At 70.3% G+C, this 16477-nt stretch carries 13 protein-coding genes; 8 read left to right on the top strand and 5 right to left on the bottom strand.

The features are described from left to right. Positions 1-7: 7 nt before the first annotated feature. From AC5JJ2_RS11860 to hemF, 3 genes are all read left to right on the top strand, one after another. On the top strand, positions 8-538 hold the full coding sequence (locus AC5JJ2_RS11860; protein ID WP_495858196.1) for an O-acetyl-ADP-ribose deacetylase: 531 nt from the start codon (positions 8-10) through the stop codon (positions 536-538). A gap of 198 nt (positions 539-736) precedes the next feature. Then, positions 737-1483 (top strand): YdjY domain-containing protein, encoded by a 747-nt coding sequence (locus AC5JJ2_RS11865; RefSeq protein WP_495858197.1) that lies wholly within the window; start codon positions 737-739, stop codon positions 1481-1483. Beyond that, positions 1480-2388, top strand: coding sequence for an oxygen-dependent coproporphyrinogen oxidase (hemF, locus tag AC5JJ2_RS11870; protein WP_495858198.1), 909 nt, complete (start codon positions 1480-1482; stop codon positions 2386-2388). The genes AC5JJ2_RS11865 and hemF overlap by 4 nt, the downstream gene beginning before the upstream one ends. Here the strand turns inward: hemF and AC5JJ2_RS11875 are convergent. Continuing rightward, the gene (locus AC5JJ2_RS11875) at positions 2346-3683 is read right to left on the bottom strand and encodes a sigma 54-interacting transcriptional regulator (RefSeq protein WP_495858199.1); all 1338 of its coding nucleotides are present in this window, start codon (positions 3681-3683) and stop codon (positions 2346-2348) included. The two genes, hemF and AC5JJ2_RS11875, sit on opposite strands and share 43 nt — an antisense overlap. A gap of 367 nt (positions 3684-4050) precedes the next feature. Beyond that, a complete protein-coding gene (locus AC5JJ2_RS11880; protein WP_495858200.1) occupies positions 4051-4521 on the bottom strand; it encodes a hypothetical protein in 471 nt (156 codons plus the stop codon). Positions 4522-4793: 272 nt separating this feature from the next. On the opposite strand from AC5JJ2_RS11880, the gene AC5JJ2_RS11885 reads away from it, so the two are divergent. Further along, on the top strand, positions 4794-7868 hold the full coding sequence (locus AC5JJ2_RS11885; RefSeq protein WP_495858201.1) for an FAD-binding and (Fe-S)-binding domain-containing protein: 3075 nt from the start codon (positions 4794-4796) through the stop codon (positions 7866-7868). 98 nt (positions 7869-7966) lie between these two features. On the opposite strand, the gene AC5JJ2_RS11890 is transcribed toward AC5JJ2_RS11885, so the two are convergent. Both AC5JJ2_RS11890 and AC5JJ2_RS11895 read right to left on the bottom strand, forming a co-directional pair. Beyond that, positions 7967-9424, bottom strand: a complete 1458-nt coding sequence (locus tag AC5JJ2_RS11890; protein ID WP_495858202.1) for a hypothetical protein — start codon at positions 9422-9424, stop codon at positions 7967-7969. A 219-nt stretch (positions 9425-9643) separates the two neighbouring features. Then, the gene (locus tag AC5JJ2_RS11895) at positions 9644-10051 is read right to left on the bottom strand and encodes a thiol-disulfide oxidoreductase DCC family protein (protein ID WP_495858203.1); all 408 of its coding nucleotides are present in this window, start codon (positions 10049-10051) and stop codon (positions 9644-9646) included. 199 nt (positions 10052-10250) lie between these two features. Between AC5JJ2_RS11895 and panB the strand changes: the two genes are divergently transcribed. The 4 genes from panB (at position 10251) to AC5JJ2_RS11915 (ending at position 14108) form a co-directional block, all read left to right on the top strand. Next, positions 10251-11054, top strand: a complete 804-nt coding sequence (panB, locus tag AC5JJ2_RS11900; RefSeq protein ID WP_495858204.1) for a 3-methyl-2-oxobutanoate hydroxymethyltransferase — start codon at positions 10251-10253, stop codon at positions 11052-11054. Positions 11055-11063: 9 nt separating this feature from the next. After that, positions 11064-11993 carry a WD40 repeat domain-containing protein gene (locus AC5JJ2_RS11905; protein WP_495858205.1) on the top strand — a complete coding sequence of 310 codons (930 nt, stop codon included), beginning with the start codon at positions 11064-11066 and terminating at the stop codon, positions 11991-11993. Positions 11994-12227: 234 nt separating this feature from the next. Then, positions 12228-13166 (top strand): WD40 repeat domain-containing protein, encoded by a 939-nt coding sequence (locus tag AC5JJ2_RS11910; RefSeq protein ID WP_495858206.1) that lies wholly within the window; start codon positions 12228-12230, stop codon positions 13164-13166. A 33-nt stretch (positions 13167-13199) separates the two neighbouring features. Further along, entirely contained in the window at positions 13200-14108 is a 909-nt protein-coding gene (locus AC5JJ2_RS11915; protein ID WP_495858207.1) for a WD40 repeat domain-containing protein, read from the top strand. A 10-nt stretch (positions 14109-14118) separates the two neighbouring features. Here AC5JJ2_RS11915 and AC5JJ2_RS11920 read toward each other — a convergent pair whose 3' ends face one another. Beyond that, positions 14119-16284 carry a S8 family serine peptidase gene (locus tag AC5JJ2_RS11920; RefSeq protein ID WP_495858208.1) on the bottom strand — a complete coding sequence of 722 codons (2166 nt, stop codon included), beginning with the start codon at positions 16282-16284 and terminating at the stop codon, positions 14119-14121. Between the last annotated feature and the right edge of the window lie 193 nt (positions 16285-16477).

The raw sequence follows: 16477 nt of genomic DNA on the forward strand, positions 1-16477 counted from the left end.
TTTTTCCATGTTCCTTTCTTCCCAAATCCTCGGCCGCGTCCACGTGGTGCGCGGCGACATCACGAAGCTGGCCGTGGACGCCATCGTCAACGCGGCGAACGAGTCGCTACTCGGCGGCGGCGGGGTGGACGGCGCGATCCACCGGGCGGCCGGGCCGGAGTTGCTCGCCGCGTGCCGCGCGCTCGACGGCTGCCGGACCGGGCGGGCGAAGGCCACCCGCGGCTACCGGCTGCCGGCGAAGCACGTCATCCACACCGTCGGCCCGGTGTACGCCGACGGCCGGTCCGGGGAGCCGGACCTGTTGCGGTCGTGCTACGTCGAGAGCCTGAAGCTGGCGAAGGAACTCGGGGTGGCGTCCGTGGCGTTCCCGTGCGTCTCGACCGGCGTGTACGGCTACCCGAAGGCGGCGGCGTGCGCCATCGCCGTGGACGCCGTGCTGGAGTGGCTGGCGGCCAACGACGTGCCGAAGCAGGTGACGTTCTGCTGCTTCGGCGCGGACGACGAGCAGTTGTACCGCGACCGGCTCGCGGCCGTGTGACGTGGGCAGAATGTGGACGCCGGTGGGCACATAGTAGTAGAGGCACACTCCGTGTGCCGTCTGCTGTCGGCCGCGGAGACTCGGGCGAACTCCCCGCGGCATGAAGGAGACGGCACACGGAGTGTGCCTACTACTATGTCGGCACGCATCGTGCATTTCCCCGGCCGACGCGATACCATATCCGCACGAGGAGAACCCATGACCCGCACGTTGCTCGCGCTCGTTCTCGCCGCCGTCGGCCCGCCGCTGTTCGCGCAACAGGAGCCGCCGAAGGGCGAGGAGCTGCCGCCGGCCCCGAAGGCCGACGCGAAGTCCGAACTCACCGCCCTCCAGCCGGACAAGTCGCTGTACCTGGAGAAGAAGCCGGACGGCTCCCGCCGCGTCCTGGTCGTCGCGGAAGTCTGCCTCCGCGAGGGGCCGCTCGAAGTCTTCGTCACCAAGAAGGGGACGAAGGAGCACGAGTCGATTCTGCGAATTTCCCAGGACGCGCGGTTCATCCACGCGGCCCTCGAAGCGGCCGGGGCGAAGGTCGGCACGCCGGTGCAGTTCGTGAACCCGAAGACGATGGAGGACGACTACAAGGCCGCGACCGGGCCGGTCATCAAGGCGACCGTCCACTACACGAAGGACGGCAAGGCCCACACGCACGCGGCCCAGGAGTGGGTGACGAACAAGAAGACGAAGAAGCCGATGACCGACGACTGGGTGTTCGCCGGCGGGCGGTTCATCAAGAACCCGGACGCGCCGAACGCGCCGCCGTTCTACAGCGCGAACAACGGCGTCGTGCTCGGGCTGTCCAACGACTACGACGCGATGCTCGACCTGCCGGTCCAGGTGACAAAGGACGACGCCTTCCTGATCTACGAGGCGCGGACGGAAAAGATTCCGCAAATCACGTCGAAGGTGTGGCTGATCCTGGAGCCGGAGGCGGCGAAGAAGAAGTGACCGCCATCGAAACCCACCGCTTGCAAGCCGTCGATTACTTCCGCGGTTTGCAGGACCGCATCTGCGACCGGCTGTCGGCCCTCGACGGCACGGCGTTCCGCGAGGACGCCTGGGACCGCGACGGCGGCGGCGGCGGGCGGTCTCGCGTCCTCGAGAACGGCAACGTGTTCGAGAAGGCCGGCGTCAACTTCTCCGAAGTGTTCGGCGAGATGGACCCGCAGTTCGCGAAGCACCTGCCCGGCGACGGGACGCGGTTCACCGCCGCCGGGGTGTCGCTCGTGCTGCACCCCCGCAGCCCGCTCGTGCCGACGGTCCACGCGAACTTCCGGTTCCTGACGAAGGGCGACGCCGCGTGGTTCGGCGGCGGCGGCGACCTCACCCCGTACTACCCCTTCAAGGAAGATGTCGTCCACTTCCACCGCACGTGGAAGGCGGTGTGCGACAAGCATGCGGCCGTCGCGAACCACGCGAAGATGAAGCACGACTGCGACGAGTACTTCTTCCTCAAGCACCGGAACGAACCCCGCGGCGTCGGCGGCATCTTCTTCGACTACCTCGGGACCGGCGCGGACCGCGACACCGTGTTCGCGTTCGTCCGCGACGCGGGGGATGCGTTTTTGGAGAGCTACGTCCCGATCGTGGAGCGGCGGCGGGGGCTGGCGTGGACGCCGGAGCAGCGGGCGTTCCAGGAGTACCGCCGCGGGCGGTACGTCGAGTTCAACCTCGTGTACGACCGCGGCACGACGTTCGGGCTGCGGACGAACGGCCGGGTCGAGAGCATCCTGATGAGCCTGCCGCCGGTGGTGCGGTACGTGTACGACTACCGGCCCGCGGCCGGGACGCCGGAGGCGGAGCTGACCGACTACTGGCTCAAGCCCCGCGACTGGGCGGGCGGCGGGGCCTGAACCGGCCCGATGCCCAGCGCCTCGATCCGGCGGCCGAGGCGGGTGCGGAACACGCCGAGCAACGCCGCCGCCTCCGTCTGGTTGCCGTTCGCCCGCCGCAGCGCCATCGCGATCAGCCGCTTCTCCACGGCCGTGAGAACCTCGTCCAAGTTCAACTTCCGCTCCGGCGGCGGGGCCGGGTTCGCCGCGATCAACGCCCGCTCCCGCACGTACCGCGGCAGGTGCGCCACTGACACCGGGGTGTCACCCGCGCGCACGGCGGCGGCCGTCAGCGTCTCGACGAGTTCGCGGAAGTTCATCGGCCACGGGTAGGCCCGCAGCACCGGGAACACGTCCGGCGACACGCTCACCGATAACTGCGCGACGATCAGCGGCAGGTCGTCGAGTCGGTCCCGCAGCGGCGGTAGATGCAGTTCCAGCACGGAAAAATCGGTCTGAAATTCCTCCCGCAGCCGGCCCGCCGCCACGTCCACGGCCGCCGTGTTCGTCGAAGAACAAATCAACCGCGGCGGGTGCGGTGCGGTCCGCACCCAGTCCGCGAGTCGCTGTTGCAGGTCGCGGGGAAGCGCGGCCGGCGACTTCAGCAACAGCGTGCCGACCTTCCCGCTCGCGGCCAGGCCGCCGTGGCCGAACAGAAGTGCGTCGATCAGGTACGGCTGAAGTCCGGCGCAGTCGCACGCCAGGAACGCCCGCTCGCGGAGCGGCGAGTTGTGGTGGACGACGCGGGCGGCCTTCTCCTTGCCGCCGCCGGGTTCGCCGACGATCCAGACCGGGGCCGTCGTCTGCGCCGCGAGCCGGAGTTGGTTCAACAGCCGCTCGCCGGCCGGGGTGTCGCTCGCGAGCCGGTCGAAGTTGAACGCGGCGGCGTGCCGGTCGCGGGCGGCGGCGACGGCGGCGGGCAGCTTCTTCGCGGGAACCGCCGGCTGCGGCTGCACCACGTCGATGACGCCTATGAACCCGCTCGCGCCGTCGGCGGCGGTCAGCGGAACGAACGTGATGTCCCACCACGGCGGTCCGGCCTTCGCCGGCGGGGCGGGGCGGCGGACGCGGACGACCTGTCCGGCGACGGCGTCCGGCGGCGGCGAGAGGGCGCGGAACAGCGGCTCGATCTTCCCGGACCGCACGCACGCCCGGCCGACGGCGTCGGCGGCGGCGGTCTTGGTGAGTTGTTCCCACGCGGCGTTGACGAACCGGATGCGCCGCGTGCGGTAGAGCACGAACAGCGGCTTGGCGGACTGTTGAAGGAGCGCCGGCCACCGCTCGCGGCGGGGGGCGGGATCGTCCGGCGGGGTCATGTCGCCAATATAGCGGAACCCGCGGTTGTCGCGGCGGCTCTTCGATCCGAAGGGGCGACTTGGTTTTCGCCCCGGAGGGGCGCGGGAGTGTAGCCACGGGTGGAGCGCAGCGGAACCCGTGGAAGGGACGCGCAGGGATTTCTGCCCCGGAGGGGCAGCGGGACGTGGGGCGTTTCTTCCGCCGCCCCTCCGGGGCGGGTGCATTGGGACGGTTTCCACGGGTTTCACCCGTGGCTACAGCCCGCGGCCCCATCCGGGGCCGAAAACCAGACGCCCTGTCCGGGGCAGATAACGGGTCACCGGGAGTGTCAACACACACGGGCGTCGGGTTCCCCCGACGCCCGCGGTTGCGACTTCAATTACTTCCTTACCGGCGGAAGATGCGGCTCAGCAGCCCGGTGCGGGTCCGCATCCGGCTGCTCGTGGTGGTCGTCGTCGGCTCGTAAGCCATCACCGTCGGCGTGACGGTCATCGGCGTCGGGGCCGTCGTGACCACGTCGCCGGTGGTCGTCGGCTTCGTCGTGGTCGTCGTGGTCCCGCTCGGCATCGGCATCGGCGTCGGGATCGGGCTTTGCGACATCATCACCGGCGCGGTCATCGTGACCGGCGCGGTGTAGCTGGCCGGCGTCACCGTCGCGCGGGTGCGGCGGCCGAACAGCCCGCGGCGGCGGGTCGTTTCCGTCACCGGGGTCGATTGCGTGACCACGGCCGTCGGCAGCGCGGCCGGGGTCATGACGACCGGGGCGGGCGTGGTGGTCGGGGTGGTCGGGGTTTCGGCCGAGGCCGAGAGGCCGGTGAGGGCGAACGCCCCGGCGATCAACAGACGACGTGCGAACATGCTGCTTCTCCTGCAGTGGGAATCCGTCCCGGATCGGCGGCACGCGAAGGCGGCCCCCGCCGCCCGACCCGCCTCCGCGGGCCGTACCGGCCGTCCGTGGGGACTATGTTCGCACCCGCGGGCGAAAGTTCAACCCTTCGGGAGGAAAAATCAGAGGTCAGAGGTCAGAGGTCAGACGTGGCGGAATTTGTCTTTGCTGATCTCTGACTTCTGACTTCTGACTTCTGACCTCCGACCTCTGTTGCCCCGACCGTCAGCGGTAAAATGACCGGATGACCAACTTCGCGGCGGTGAAGCACGACTCGCTGGTTCGCTACCTGGCCCGGCACGTTTCCGGCGAGGTCCGGTTCGACGACACGTCCCGCAAGCTCTACGCCACGGACGCCAGCCACTACCAGATTCCGCCGCTCGGCGTCGTCGTCCCCAAGACCGAGGAAGACCTGCAAGTCGCCGTGCAGATCGCGGCCGACCTGGGCGTGCCGATCACCGCCCGCGGCGGCGGCACGTCGCTGTCCGGGCAGTCGATCGGCCCCGGCATCGTCCTCGACTGCTCGAAGTACCTCAACCGCGTCGGCGAGGTCGATGTCGCGAACCGCACCGTCCGCGTCCAGCCGGGCGTCGTGCTCGACCAGCTGAACCGCGAACTCGCCAAGCACGACCTGCTGTTCGGCCCGGACGTGGCGACGGCCAGCCGGGCGACCATCGGCGGCATGATCGGCAACAACTCGGCCGGGTCGCGGTCGATCCGGTACGGCAAGACGATCGACCACGTCCGTAGTTTGACCGCTATCCTCTCCGACGGCACGCGGACGACGTTCGGGGCGCTCACGCCGACGGAGAAGCAGCAGAAGCTCGAACGCCGGGACCGCGAGGGGGACATTTACCGGACCGTCGAACGGGTGGTCACTTCCAACGCGGAAGAAATCTCGCGCCGCTTTCCCAACATCGTGCGGCGCGTCAGCGGGTACAACTTGCCGGACGTGCTTTCGGGTCTCGGGTCTCGGGTCTCGGGTATCGCAGAAGAAGACGCCGGGGGTTTGCGAAACCCGATACCCGATACCCGACATACCCGAAGCCTCGTCCCCCTCGTCGTCGGCAGCGAGGGGACGCTCGCCGTCGTGACGGCCGCGGAGCTGGCGCTCGTGCCGCGGCCGAAGCACCGCGGGCTGCTCGTGCCGCAGTTCGACTCGCTGCGGGCGGCGCTCGACGCACTCGCGGTTTGCCTGGAGTTCCAGCCCACGGCCGTCGAGCTGATGGACGAGCTGCTGCTGAAGCTCGCGCGGGAGCAGCGGGCGCTGAAGCACGCGATGGGCGCGATCCGCGGCACGCCGGCGGCCGTGCTCATGGTCGAGTTCATCGGCGACACGCCCGGCGAGGTGAACGATCTCGTCGAGAGGCTGTCCGCGAAGCTCCGCGGCGCGCGGGGGTTGACGGCGGCCGTGACCGCGACCGACCCGCACCTCCGCGACCCGCTGTGGAACCTGCGGTCGGCGGCCGTGCCGCTCCTGTACGGGATGCCCGGCGACGGCAAGCCGGTCACGTTCTGCGAGGACACGGCCGTGTCGCCGGAGAAGCTGCCGGAGTTCGCGAGTCGGTTCCGCGAGATCTTCCACAAGCACGGCACGGACGGCACGTTCTACGGCCACGCGAGCGTCGGGTGCTTGCACATCCGCCCGGTGCTGAACCTGCACGACCCGGACGACGTGACGCGGATGCGGGCGATCATGACGGACGTGACCGACCTCGTGCTGGAGTTCGGCGGGTGCCTGAGCGGCGAGCACGGCGACGGCCTCGTGCGGTCCGAGTGGAACCGCAAGATGTTCGGCGACGCGATCTACGACGGCTTCCGCGAAATCAAACGCGCCTTCGACCCGGCGAACGTGCTGAACCCCGGCAAGGTCGTGGACGGCCCGGCGATGGAGGAGAACCTCCGGTTCGAGCCGGGCCACGTGATCGGCGACCCGAAGACGGTATTCGACTACGGTGCGCAGGGCGGGTTCTTCCGGAGCATCGAGCTGTGCAACGGCGCGGGCGTGTGTCGGAAGACGCAGGGCGGCGGGATGTGCCCGAGCTACCGCGCCACGATGGACGAGAAGGACACGACGCGGGGGCGGGCGAACGCGCTGCGGTTGGCCCTCACGGGCCAGGGTATGGGGAATGGGGTATCGGGTATGGCAGAGAAGAAGCCGGCGGTGACTTCTTCCGACCATACCCCACACCCCATACCCCATACCCCGGACGCGCTCGCGTCGCGTTGGATCGCCGACGTGATGGACCTCTGCCTGTCGTGCAAGGCGTGCAAGGCCGAGTGCCCGAGCAATGTCGATCTCGCGAAGTTGAAGGCCGAGTGGCAGCACGCGTACTACCGCCGGCGGCCGCGGCCGGTCGGCCACCTCATGCTGAAGAACATCGACTGGCTGTCGCCGCTCGCGGCGCGGGTCGCGGGGCCGCTCAACTGGCTCGGCCGCCGCGGCGTCCTCCGCCGGGCGATGCAGTGGGCCACGGGGTTTGATCGCCGCCGCAGCCTGCCGGAGTTCCACCGCAACCACCTCCGCCGCTGGTTCGCCCGCCGAGTACCGAGTACCGAGTACGCAGTACCGAGAACCCAGTACGGAGTACCGAGTACCGAGTACCGAGTACCCAATACCCGGAAGGTTATCCTGTTGGACGATTGCTTCACCACGTTCCAGGAGCCGCACATCGGCCGCGCGGCAGTGGAGGTACTCGAACGCGCCGGGTACGCGGTCGAGCTGGCGAACGTCTGCTGCGGCCGGGCAATGATCTCGAAGGGGTTCCTCACGGCCGCGAAGGCGCTCGCCGAGAGCGGCGTCGCGAAGCTGGCCGCCGCCGTCGCGGACGGGACGCCGATCCTCGGGCTGGAGCCGAGTTGCGTCCTGACGCTCGCCGACGAGTGGCCGGAACTGGTGCCGGGGCCGGACGCGAAGCGGGTGGCGGAATCGGCGTTTCTCGTCGAGGCGTGGCTGGCGGGTCAGGCCGCAGAAGGCAAGTGCGAGTTGAAGGTGTCGCCGGGCGCGGGCAAGGCGCTGTTCCACGGGCACTGCCACCAGAAGGCGCTGGTCGGCGTCGGCGGGACGCAGGCGGCGCTGAAGCTCGTGCCGGGGCTGGACGTGACGACGCTCGACGCCGGGTGCTGCGGCATGGCCGGGGCGTTCGGGTACGAGCAGGAGCACTACGACGTGAGCGTGAAGATCGCCGGCTTGCAGCTCCTGCCGGCGTTGGCGGCCGACCCCTACGCGACGGTGATCGCGACGGGAACGTCGTGCCGCCACCAGATCCGCGACCTCACCGGGCGGCCCGCCGTCCATCCGGTGGAGCTGCTTCAATAATAGTAGGCACACTCCGTGTGCCGTCTGCTTTGGGTCGCAGCGACTCGGACGAACTCTCCGGGCGCATGAACGAGACGGCACACGGAGTGTGCCTACTACTATCGCAGCGTCTTTTTCGCCGCCGCCGCGGCCCGGCGGACGGCCGGCTCCGCGTCGGCCGTCCAGGTGTCCAGCGCCTGCACGAACGCCGCGTCGCCGTACCGCAGCGTCGCGAGCTGGCCGATGCAGTGCCCGCGGACCACGCCGGTCGTGTCGTTCATCGCCCCGTGTAGCAGCGCCGCCAGCACGTCCGGGTGCTTCGCGTAGGCCGACTCCGCCAGCGCGGTCGCGTTCTCCATGCGGAACGACGGCCGCTTGTGCCCCTTCAACTGGTCGATCATCACCTGCACGTCCACCGGCAGCGCCGCCTCGACGGCCCGCGCCACGACCGGCACGGCCCCGCTCGGCACGCCCGTCGGGGCGGGCGGCAGCGACACGCTCGGCAGCGGCAGCGGCGGCGGTTCGACCGCCGGCATCGGCAACACCGTCGGCAGGGGCGGCGGTTCCACGGCGGGCGGGGCCGTCACGACCGGCGGCGCGTCGATCGGCGGGATCGGCGTCGTGGGGATCGGCGGGATCGCGACGGTCGGCTTCTCCACCGCCGCGGCCGGCTGGCTGTCGAAGATGCCGGTCGCGGCGCTCGGCCTCGCGTCCGCGGCGATGCTCGGGATCGACAGCCCTTCCGCAACCGGGGAAACCTCGGCCTTCGGGATCGGCGGGATCGTCGCCGCCGCGACCGACGGCATCACGACCGGACTCACCTGCGCCACCTTGATCGTGGGCTGCGGCTCGGGGGCGGGAACGGCCGCTTGCCGCGGCGGCTCCGGTAGAACCGCGACCGGCGGCGGCCGCACGCCCACCCGCGGCGCGGGCAGGTCTTTACTCTTCTGGCCGAAGACGTTGCTCAGCACGGACGGCGAATCCGCGGCCACCGTCGTCCCCGCCGGGTACGGCGTTCGCGCGGTCATGGCCGCCGGCGTCGTCGCGGCCCCGGCCAACAGCGGGTCGGCCTTCCGGTCGCGGGCCTGCGGCAGCGCCCCGGCCGGCACTTGCTCCGCCGGCACGAGCCGCTCGCCGGCCTTCGTCTTGTTCGTCGCGTACTGTTGCTGGTTCGGGAACGAGCCGAACAGCGGCCGCGGCGTGCCGCGGGGAAGGGGGGCCGTCGTCGGCGGCGGTGGCGGGACGTACCCCGTCGTCGCGGCCACGGCCGTCGGTTTCGGCGCGGGCGGCGGTGTCGTCGTCGTGCCGAGGACGTTCGGGTTCGTCAGCGTGTACACGACGCCGGACGCGAGGTCCTTCACGTCCGTCAGGTACGTGCCGTCCGGCAGCTTCTCGCTCTTCACCACCTGGACGCGGCGCTCCGGCTGCCCGGCCGTCTTCATGACGTACACCGGGCCGTCCACGGCCGTGTTGGAAGATGAACCGGCGGGCGGGTTCGCGGGCGGCGCTTGAGCCGTGGCGAATCCGACCCAAGCCGCGGTGGTCGCGAGCGACCCGACCCACACCCGCCGGTTCATGGCCTGCCTCCGTGCTGGCCCCGGCGCGTCCGTGCGCCGAGAGACATCCGTGTCTGTCGAATGTATCGGCCGCAGCGGACGGCGGAGTTGAGGGGAATGTTCGGGGGCTGCGGAAGAGGGGGAAGCGGGGGGATTGTGGACGACAATGTGGCGAGCCGAGCGGCGTAAGCCGCCGGGTGAGGGCGCGTTACCCGGCGGCTTACGCCGCTCGGCTCGCCGTCAGCCCGTTTTCTTGAGTTGAACCTGGCACGCCCCGTTCGCGCACGGGACGAGCTTGAACCGGTTCCGCGCCACCCACCGGTAGACGCGGTTGCCCAGCCACAGCACGCCGGGGACGTAAAGCAGCGGCGCGACGAACATCGTCGCCGGCAGCCGCCACGCGATCCAGCGGAACGCCGAGAACCCGGCGAACGCCCGATCCCGGCCCGGCGGGACGACGTGCATCTCGTCCAGCAGCTTCTGCGGGTCGAGTTCGACCGCCGCGTCCGGCAGGTTGTCCACGTCGCGGGCGCTCTGGAAGTGCAGCCGCTTGAACCAGTCGAGCGCCTTCAGGATGCGGACCGACCGCTGGCAGAAGCCGCAATCGCCGTCGTACAGCACGATTCCCTGGTCCGCGATGGCTTGCATGATACGCCCTCTCTTCCCCATCTTAACCGCCGGGCCGCTGCTCGCCGCAACCGGGCCGGTAGAATGTCGGCACAAAGTAGTAGGTACACTCCGTGTGCCGTCGGCTTCCTCGGTGCAACCGCTCCCGCGGGTTCTCGAAGACTCGACCCCGTGAAGACGGCACACGGAGTGTGCCTACTACTATTTCGAGGCCAACCCGATGTCTTCCAACCCCCCGGCCGCGAGGCCCGTCACCGTGCCCGAGTTCCGCGCGGCGAAGGGCGTCCGCAAGCTCGCCGTCGTCACCGGCTACGACTACACGGCCGCCCGGTTGCTCGACCTCGCCGGCGTGGACGCCATCCTCGTCGGCGACTCCGTCGGCATGGTCGTGCAGGGCCACCCGCACCCGCTGCCGGTCACGCTGGCCGAAATGCTCTACCACACGAAGTGCGTCCTCCGCGGGGCGAAGCGGGCGCTCGTCATCGGCGACCTGCCGTTCCTGAGCTACCAGGACTCGCCGCGGCGGGCGGTGCGGAGCGCCGGGAAGTTCCTGAAGCTCGGCGCGGCCGCGGTGAAGCTGGAGGGCGGCGAGCGGGTGGCGGACCACATCGCCGCGTGCGTGGCGGCGGACATTCCTGTTGTCGGCCACGTCGGGCTGACGCCGCAGTCGTACCAGCGGCTCGGCGGGTTCAAGGTCCAGCGGGACGCCCCCCGCATCTTGGCCGATGCGCGGGCAGTCGAGCAGGCCGGGGCGTTCGCGCTCGTCATCGAGAGCGTGCCGCCGGCCATCGCGGACGAGGTGACGAAGGCGGTGGGCATCCCGACGATCGGCATCGGCGCGGGGGCCGGGTGCGACGGGCAGGTGCTGGTGTTCCACGACCTGCTCGGCCTGTTCCCGGACTTCCGGCCGAAGTTCGCGAAGGCGTTTGCGGAGTTGGGGGCCGCGACGACGACGGCCGTGGCCGCGTACTGCCAGGCCGTCCGCGACGGCAGCTTCCCCGGGCCGGAACACACGTTCAAGTGAGGGCCGCGGATGCTCGTCCTTTCCCACCTCAAGCAGTCCGTGGACGCGCTGGCGTTCTCGCCCGACGGGTCCACGCTCGCCACCGGCGGGACGAGCGAGAAGGCCGGCGTTCAACTCTGGAATCTGGCAACGCAGTCGCGGGCCGATCCGCCGCCACCGGTCCCTGCCGCGGTCTACAACTTGCTCTGGATCGACCACCCGAGCCGCATGCTTGTTGTCGGCACGCGGGGGTTCGGAACCTACTTCCTTCGCCCGCTAGACAACGTCTTGGCGATCATCCGACCGCCTAGTAGTTTTCTTCTCGCCGGCGCAGGCCCCCGAGACAAAGTTTGGTCCACGGAACGAGCCTCGCCCGCTCAGCCCGGTTTAGTTCAAGCACGCATAGACGTTCGCGGACAACTTCAGGACATCTGGCGAAGCCCTCTGCCTTCGCGCGGATGGGTCAGCAACGTGCTCGAAATCCTCGGCGGGCGACAAATCCTCTCGCTGGAATACGTACCGGAGGGGGACGGCTACATCGGGAGTTACCGCCTACTGGTGCGGTCCCAAAAGACGGGCGAAGAACTGGCCCGACTCGACTATGCGTGTCGGGATCGCGGCGTCCTTGCGACGACGCCTGACGGCCGCCTGTTCGCCGCCTCGAGTCGCACGAAGATATGGGCTTGGAAGGCGGACGAAGGGTTCCCTCGGCTGGCCGAGATTCGCAACGACGGCCGCCTGCACTTCACCGCCCTCGCCTTTCACCCGTCCGGCCGTTACCTCGCGGCCACGAACAACGACGCGACCGTGAAACTCTACGACACCGCGAGTTGGCAACTCGCGAAGACGTTCATTTGGGACATCGGCAAGATGCGGAGCATCGCGTTCTCGCCCGACGGCACGCTCGCCGCAGCCGGTAGCGACGCGGGCAAGGTCGTCATTTGGGACATTGACATATAGCGGTGGGCTTGCCCACCGTGTGGGTTCGAGTCTTCGAGAACCCGCGAGGACCTTCCCGCGTCCGGGACGTTCCCCCCCGCGCGGCGAGGTTCCCGCGGGCGGGAAGGCGCTCCTCCCGCGGGGACGTTCCGCCCATCGGAGGCAGTTCCCCGACGGAGGCAGGTGGTGCGGGTTCTCGCAAAGCCTCGAACCCGCACGGTGGGCAAGCCCACCGCTATCTGACGGAGGACCATCGTGCAAACCCTCGTCGCCGCCTGGGAGCCGGTTTGGCATCTCGCGTTCTCGCCGGCCGGCGGGCTGTACGCCCCGTTCTCGGCCGGCGTGTACGCCTGGCCGAACCCCGGCGCGGGCGGGCCGCCGGTCGTGCTGCCGTACCCGGAACGCGAGCAGTACTGGGATCGCGGGTCGCGGCGCGTGGGGTTCTCGCGGGGCGGCGGGCGGATGCTCCTCGACGGCGCGAACGTGGTCCTCCACGACGAGGCGACCGGCCGCGGCACGCCGGTCCCGTTCGACGCCCCGCTGCACCCGTTCGTCGTCGCCGAACTGTCGCCCGACGGCGGGTTCGCGGTGTTCGTGCAGTCGCAATCCGGGTGGCCGGCCCGCAGCCGAATCATCGGCCGGTCCCTCGCCGACCCGACGGTGAACGCCTGGACGGTGGACGAGGGGCGGTACGTGGACGCCGTCCGCGTCCTGGCCGACGGGGACCGGTTCCTGTCGTTCGAGCGGCCGGGGACCGTCCACGACTACGCCCGGGCCGTGACCCGCGACCTCCGCACCGGGGCCGCCGTCGGCGAGCAGCACCCGCACGAGGACCTCGTCCGGCGGGCCGGGTGGTACGCGCGGGCGGCCGCCAGCGGGGACCGGCGGCGGATGGCGGCCTTCCAGGACGACGGCGTGGCCGTGTTCGACCCGGCCGACGTGACGGCCCCGCCGGTCGTGTTGACGAACAAGCCCCGCCGGCCCGCCATTGCGGCCGTCGCGTTCCCCCCGGCCGCCGACCGGCTCGCGGTGACGGTCGGGCAGGCGGTGAAGGTGTTCGACCTCCGCACCCGCAAGGTGGTCCGGACGCTGACGTGGAACGTCGGCAACCTGGTCAGTCTCGCGTTCTCCGCCGACGGCACGCTCGCCGCGGCCGGGACCGACGCCGGGCGGATCGTCGTCTGGGACATATAGCGGCGGGCAGAGCCACGCCGCTATATTTCGATCATGCTCATCCTCGACGCCGGCTGCCCGGTCAGGGTTTTGCGGTTCGCGCCCGACGGCTGCCTGCTAGCCGGCAGCGGCTACCCGAACGGCCGCCACGAACCGCCCCGCGAGCCGGCGTTCATCGACGTGTGGACGCTGCCGGCCGGCACGCGGGTGCGCGTCCCGCTGGCCGACGGCAGTTGGAAGTTGCCGGAAGAACTGGCCGTCACGCCGGACGGCGCGGAGGCGTGGGCCGCCGTCAACGGACGACTCGTCAACTTCAACGTTGAGACCGGCGCGGTCCGACTGGACACCCACTTACTATCTTTCCACGCGATTGCCTTGTCGCCGGACGGCGACCGGGCCGTCCTCGCCCACGTCGAGTACGGCAACCAAACTCTTCACGGGGCCGTAGGGGTTTCACTCCGTTGGGAACGGAAACTTGAAGCGTGGAACGGCCGCCTCGCGGGGTTCCTACCGGACGGTGATCGGTTCGTAATGGCCCGAGAGAAACGAGTAGACATTCACAGCTTCGTCGCCACCGGGGAGTTGGTCGAATCACTTCGTTACCGCATCGCCGGCGTGTCCCAACCTCAACTCTCGCCGGACGGCCGCTACCTCGCCACCGTGGGCTACGGCAACATGTACGTCTGCGACCTGTCGTCCCCCGGCGCGTTCGGGAAGATCGACGGCGGCAGCAACTTCGGCGACTTCCGATCGTTCGCGTTCCACCCGGCCGGTCGGTCGCTGGCCGTCATCCACGGCGGCCCGACGCTGGTGAAGGTGTACGACCTCGCGACGCTGAAGCTGAAGCACAAGCTGAACTGGAAGCTCGGCGCGCTGCTCAGCGTGGCGTTCTCGCCGGACGGCACGCTCGCCGCCGCCGGCAGCGCGGACGGCCGCATCGTCGTGTGGGACGTGGACGAATAGAGGGGCTGCGTTACTTCTTCGCTTCCGTCTCCCGGACCCAACCGAGCAGGCTCGCCACGTCGATCCCCAGGAGTTGCTGCGCCTCCGGCCGCACGGCGGCCGCGGGGGTCGTCGTCACGTCGATGCTCGCGGCCGTCACGCGGCCGAGCTTGCCGCCGCTGCGGTCGGAGACGATCAGCGTCCACGTCCCGCGGGCCGGCAGGCCGTCGAACCCGGACAGCGCCTCCTCCGGCCGGTACGACCCGACGAACGGCGACGCCGCCTTCGAGATTAGCGTCCGGGCCTCGTCGTCGAACGTCGTGCCGCGGAACCCGCTGCCGGCCCCGCCGCGGCGCTCCACGAGCGTGACCGTCTTACCCGACGGCGAGCGGAGCTGGACGACGAGGTCGCCGACGTTCTGGTGCTCGATGAACACGTAAAGGTTCACGTCCGCGACCGCGCCGTCGCGGGTGACGGCCAGCGGGACCTCCAGCGTGCCGCCGTCCGGGATCGCGGCCGGCAGGGCCACCGCCGGGGCCGGGGCGGCGAGCGTCGCCGTGCCGACGAACCTGTCCGTCGGCTCGCCGTTGACCGCGTTCCCGTTCTGGTTCATCCGGTTCGCGGCGATGTCGTACACGTCCACGCCGACCGTGGCCGTGTACGCGCCGACCGCCGACTGCGGGGCGAACGCGATGTCGAACTGCGTGGAGTTCGTGTTCGCCACCGCCGTGACGCTGACCGCCGCGAACGGGCCGGCCGGGCCGACGAGCCGCACGTCCGCCGGGGTGAAGGACCCGGCGTTGATCTTCTCGTTGAACGTGACCCGCACGCGGTCGAAAGATTGCGGCGCGGTCCCGGCGAAGGCGTGGGCCGTCACCCGCGCGCCGTCCGTCTCCCGCGTCGTCGCGGGCGGCGGCGAGACCGGCGGCGGGACGACCGGCGGCACGGCGGCGTCCAGCATCCGGGCGACGTTCAGCCGGCCGCCGGTGACCGTCTTCCCGGCCAGCGACGCGAGCGGGTCGACGGACGCCTTCAGCTTCGCGATGACCTGCTGGTACGTCAGCGCCGGGTTCGCGTCCCAGAGCAGGGCGATCGCGCCGCTGACGAACGGGGCGGCCATCGACGTGCCGCTGAGCGTGCCGTACCGGTTGTTCGGCAGCGTGCTGTACACGCCCGTCCCCGGCGCGGCGAGGGTGACCGTCTTCGCCCCCTGGTTCGAGTAGCTCGCGAACCGGTCGGCGGAATCGGTCGCGGCGACGGCGACGACGTTGTCCGCGGTCGCGCCGTAGTTGGCCGGGTAGAACGGGACGAGGTCGTTGTTCCCGCCGTCGTTCCCGGCCGACGCGACGAACACCATGCCGGCCGTCCGCGCCCGGCCGATGGCGCTGGCGAGCGTCGAATCGAACGTCGCCCCGCCCCAGCTGGCGTTCGCCACCTTCGCCCCGTTCGCGATGGCGTAGCTCAGCGCCCGGACGGCGTCGCTGGTGTACCCGGTCCCGCCGCCGGCGATGAACTTCAGGGCCATGACCTTGGCGGCCGGGTTGACGCCGCTGCCGCCGACGCCGTTCCCGCCGACCATGCCGAGGATGCCGGCGACGTGCGTGCCGTGCCGGTCGTCGTCCATCGGGTCGGCGTCGTTATTAACGAAGTCGTACCCGTACACGTCGTCGGCGAACCCGTTGCCGTCGTCGTCCACGCCGTTGCCGGGGACCTCCCGCGGGTTCCGCCACATGTTCGCGGCCAGGTCCGGGTGGGTGTAATCGACGCCCGTGTCGATGACGGCGACGACCGTGCTCCCGGTCCCGGTCGAGCGGGTCCAGGCGGCCGGGGTGTTGGTGATCGAGAGGCCGTACTGCGAGGGAATCGCGGGGTCGTTCGGCGTCGCGTTCAGCGCGAGGACGCGGTCCGGCTCGGCGCTGGCCACGTCCGGCTGGGCCGTGTAGAACCCGACGGCGTCCGCGACGGACGCGAACGGCAGCAGGTCCACGCGGTAGACGCCGAGGCCCAGCGGCGTGACGGCCTCCGCGAACGGCGGCTTGGCCGGGGCGGCCGCGCCGTCGGCGACGCTGACGAGCACGCGGTCCGGGGCGAACGCGGGCGTCGGCGTCAGGTCGGCGAAACTCGCGGCCGGGGTGGAGCGGTCTTCCAACGGCTCGGCGCGGAGGATGGTCCGCGGCGCGGGGGAGCGGGTGTTCATCAAATCCGCCGTGCTCGAGATGTCGTTCGGCGAGTGCCAACACAATGCAACGCCTGAACTGTAGGTGATGAACGCCCGGCGGCCGAGACGGGATGAGTTGCGAAGTGGGATTCAAGTTCGATCGCGGCGCGGTCGTGGCGGTTGTCAGGGTGGTATGGAAAGGGCGAAATGAAAAGGCTGACGAACCCTTGCG

It is taken from the genome of Limnoglobus sp. (assembly GCF_059499385.1).

Bases quoted from the DNA above. Each gene is read 5' to 3' on its own strand.
- AC5JJ2_RS11860 (WP_495858196.1), top strand. From the start codon at position 8: ATGTTCCTTTCTTCCCAAATCCTCGGCCGCGTCCACGTGGTGCGCGGC.
- AC5JJ2_RS11865 (WP_495858197.1), top strand. From the start codon at position 737: ATGACCCGCACGTTGCTCGCGCTCGTTCTCGCCGCCGTCGGCCCGCCG.
- AC5JJ2_RS11875 (WP_495858199.1), bottom strand. From the start codon at position 3,683: ATGACCCCGCCGGACGATCCCGCCCCCCGCCGCGAGCGGTGGCCGGCG.
- AC5JJ2_RS11880 (WP_495858200.1), bottom strand. From the start codon at position 4,521: ATGTTCGCACGTCGTCTGTTGATCGCCGGGGCGTTCGCCCTCACCGGC.
- AC5JJ2_RS11885 (WP_495858201.1), top strand. From the start codon at position 4,794: ATGACCAACTTCGCGGCGGTGAAGCACGACTCGCTGGTTCGCTACCTG.
- AC5JJ2_RS11890 (WP_495858202.1), bottom strand. From the start codon at position 9,424: ATGAACCGGCGGGTGTGGGTCGGGTCGCTCGCGACCACCGCGGCTTGG.
- AC5JJ2_RS11895 (WP_495858203.1), bottom strand. From the start codon at position 10,051: ATGCAAGCCATCGCGGACCAGGGAATCGTGCTGTACGACGGCGATTGC.
- panB (WP_495858204.1), top strand. From the start codon at position 10,251: ATGTCTTCCAACCCCCCGGCCGCGAGGCCCGTCACCGTGCCCGAGTTC.
- AC5JJ2_RS11905 (WP_495858205.1), top strand. From the start codon at position 11,064: ATGCTCGTCCTTTCCCACCTCAAGCAGTCCGTGGACGCGCTGGCGTTC.
- AC5JJ2_RS11915 (WP_495858207.1), top strand. From the start codon at position 13,200: ATGCTCATCCTCGACGCCGGCTGCCCGGTCAGGGTTTTGCGGTTCGCG.
- AC5JJ2_RS11920 (WP_495858208.1), bottom strand. From the start codon at position 16,284: ATGAACACCCGCTCCCCCGCGCCGCGGACCATCCTCCGCGCCGAGCCG.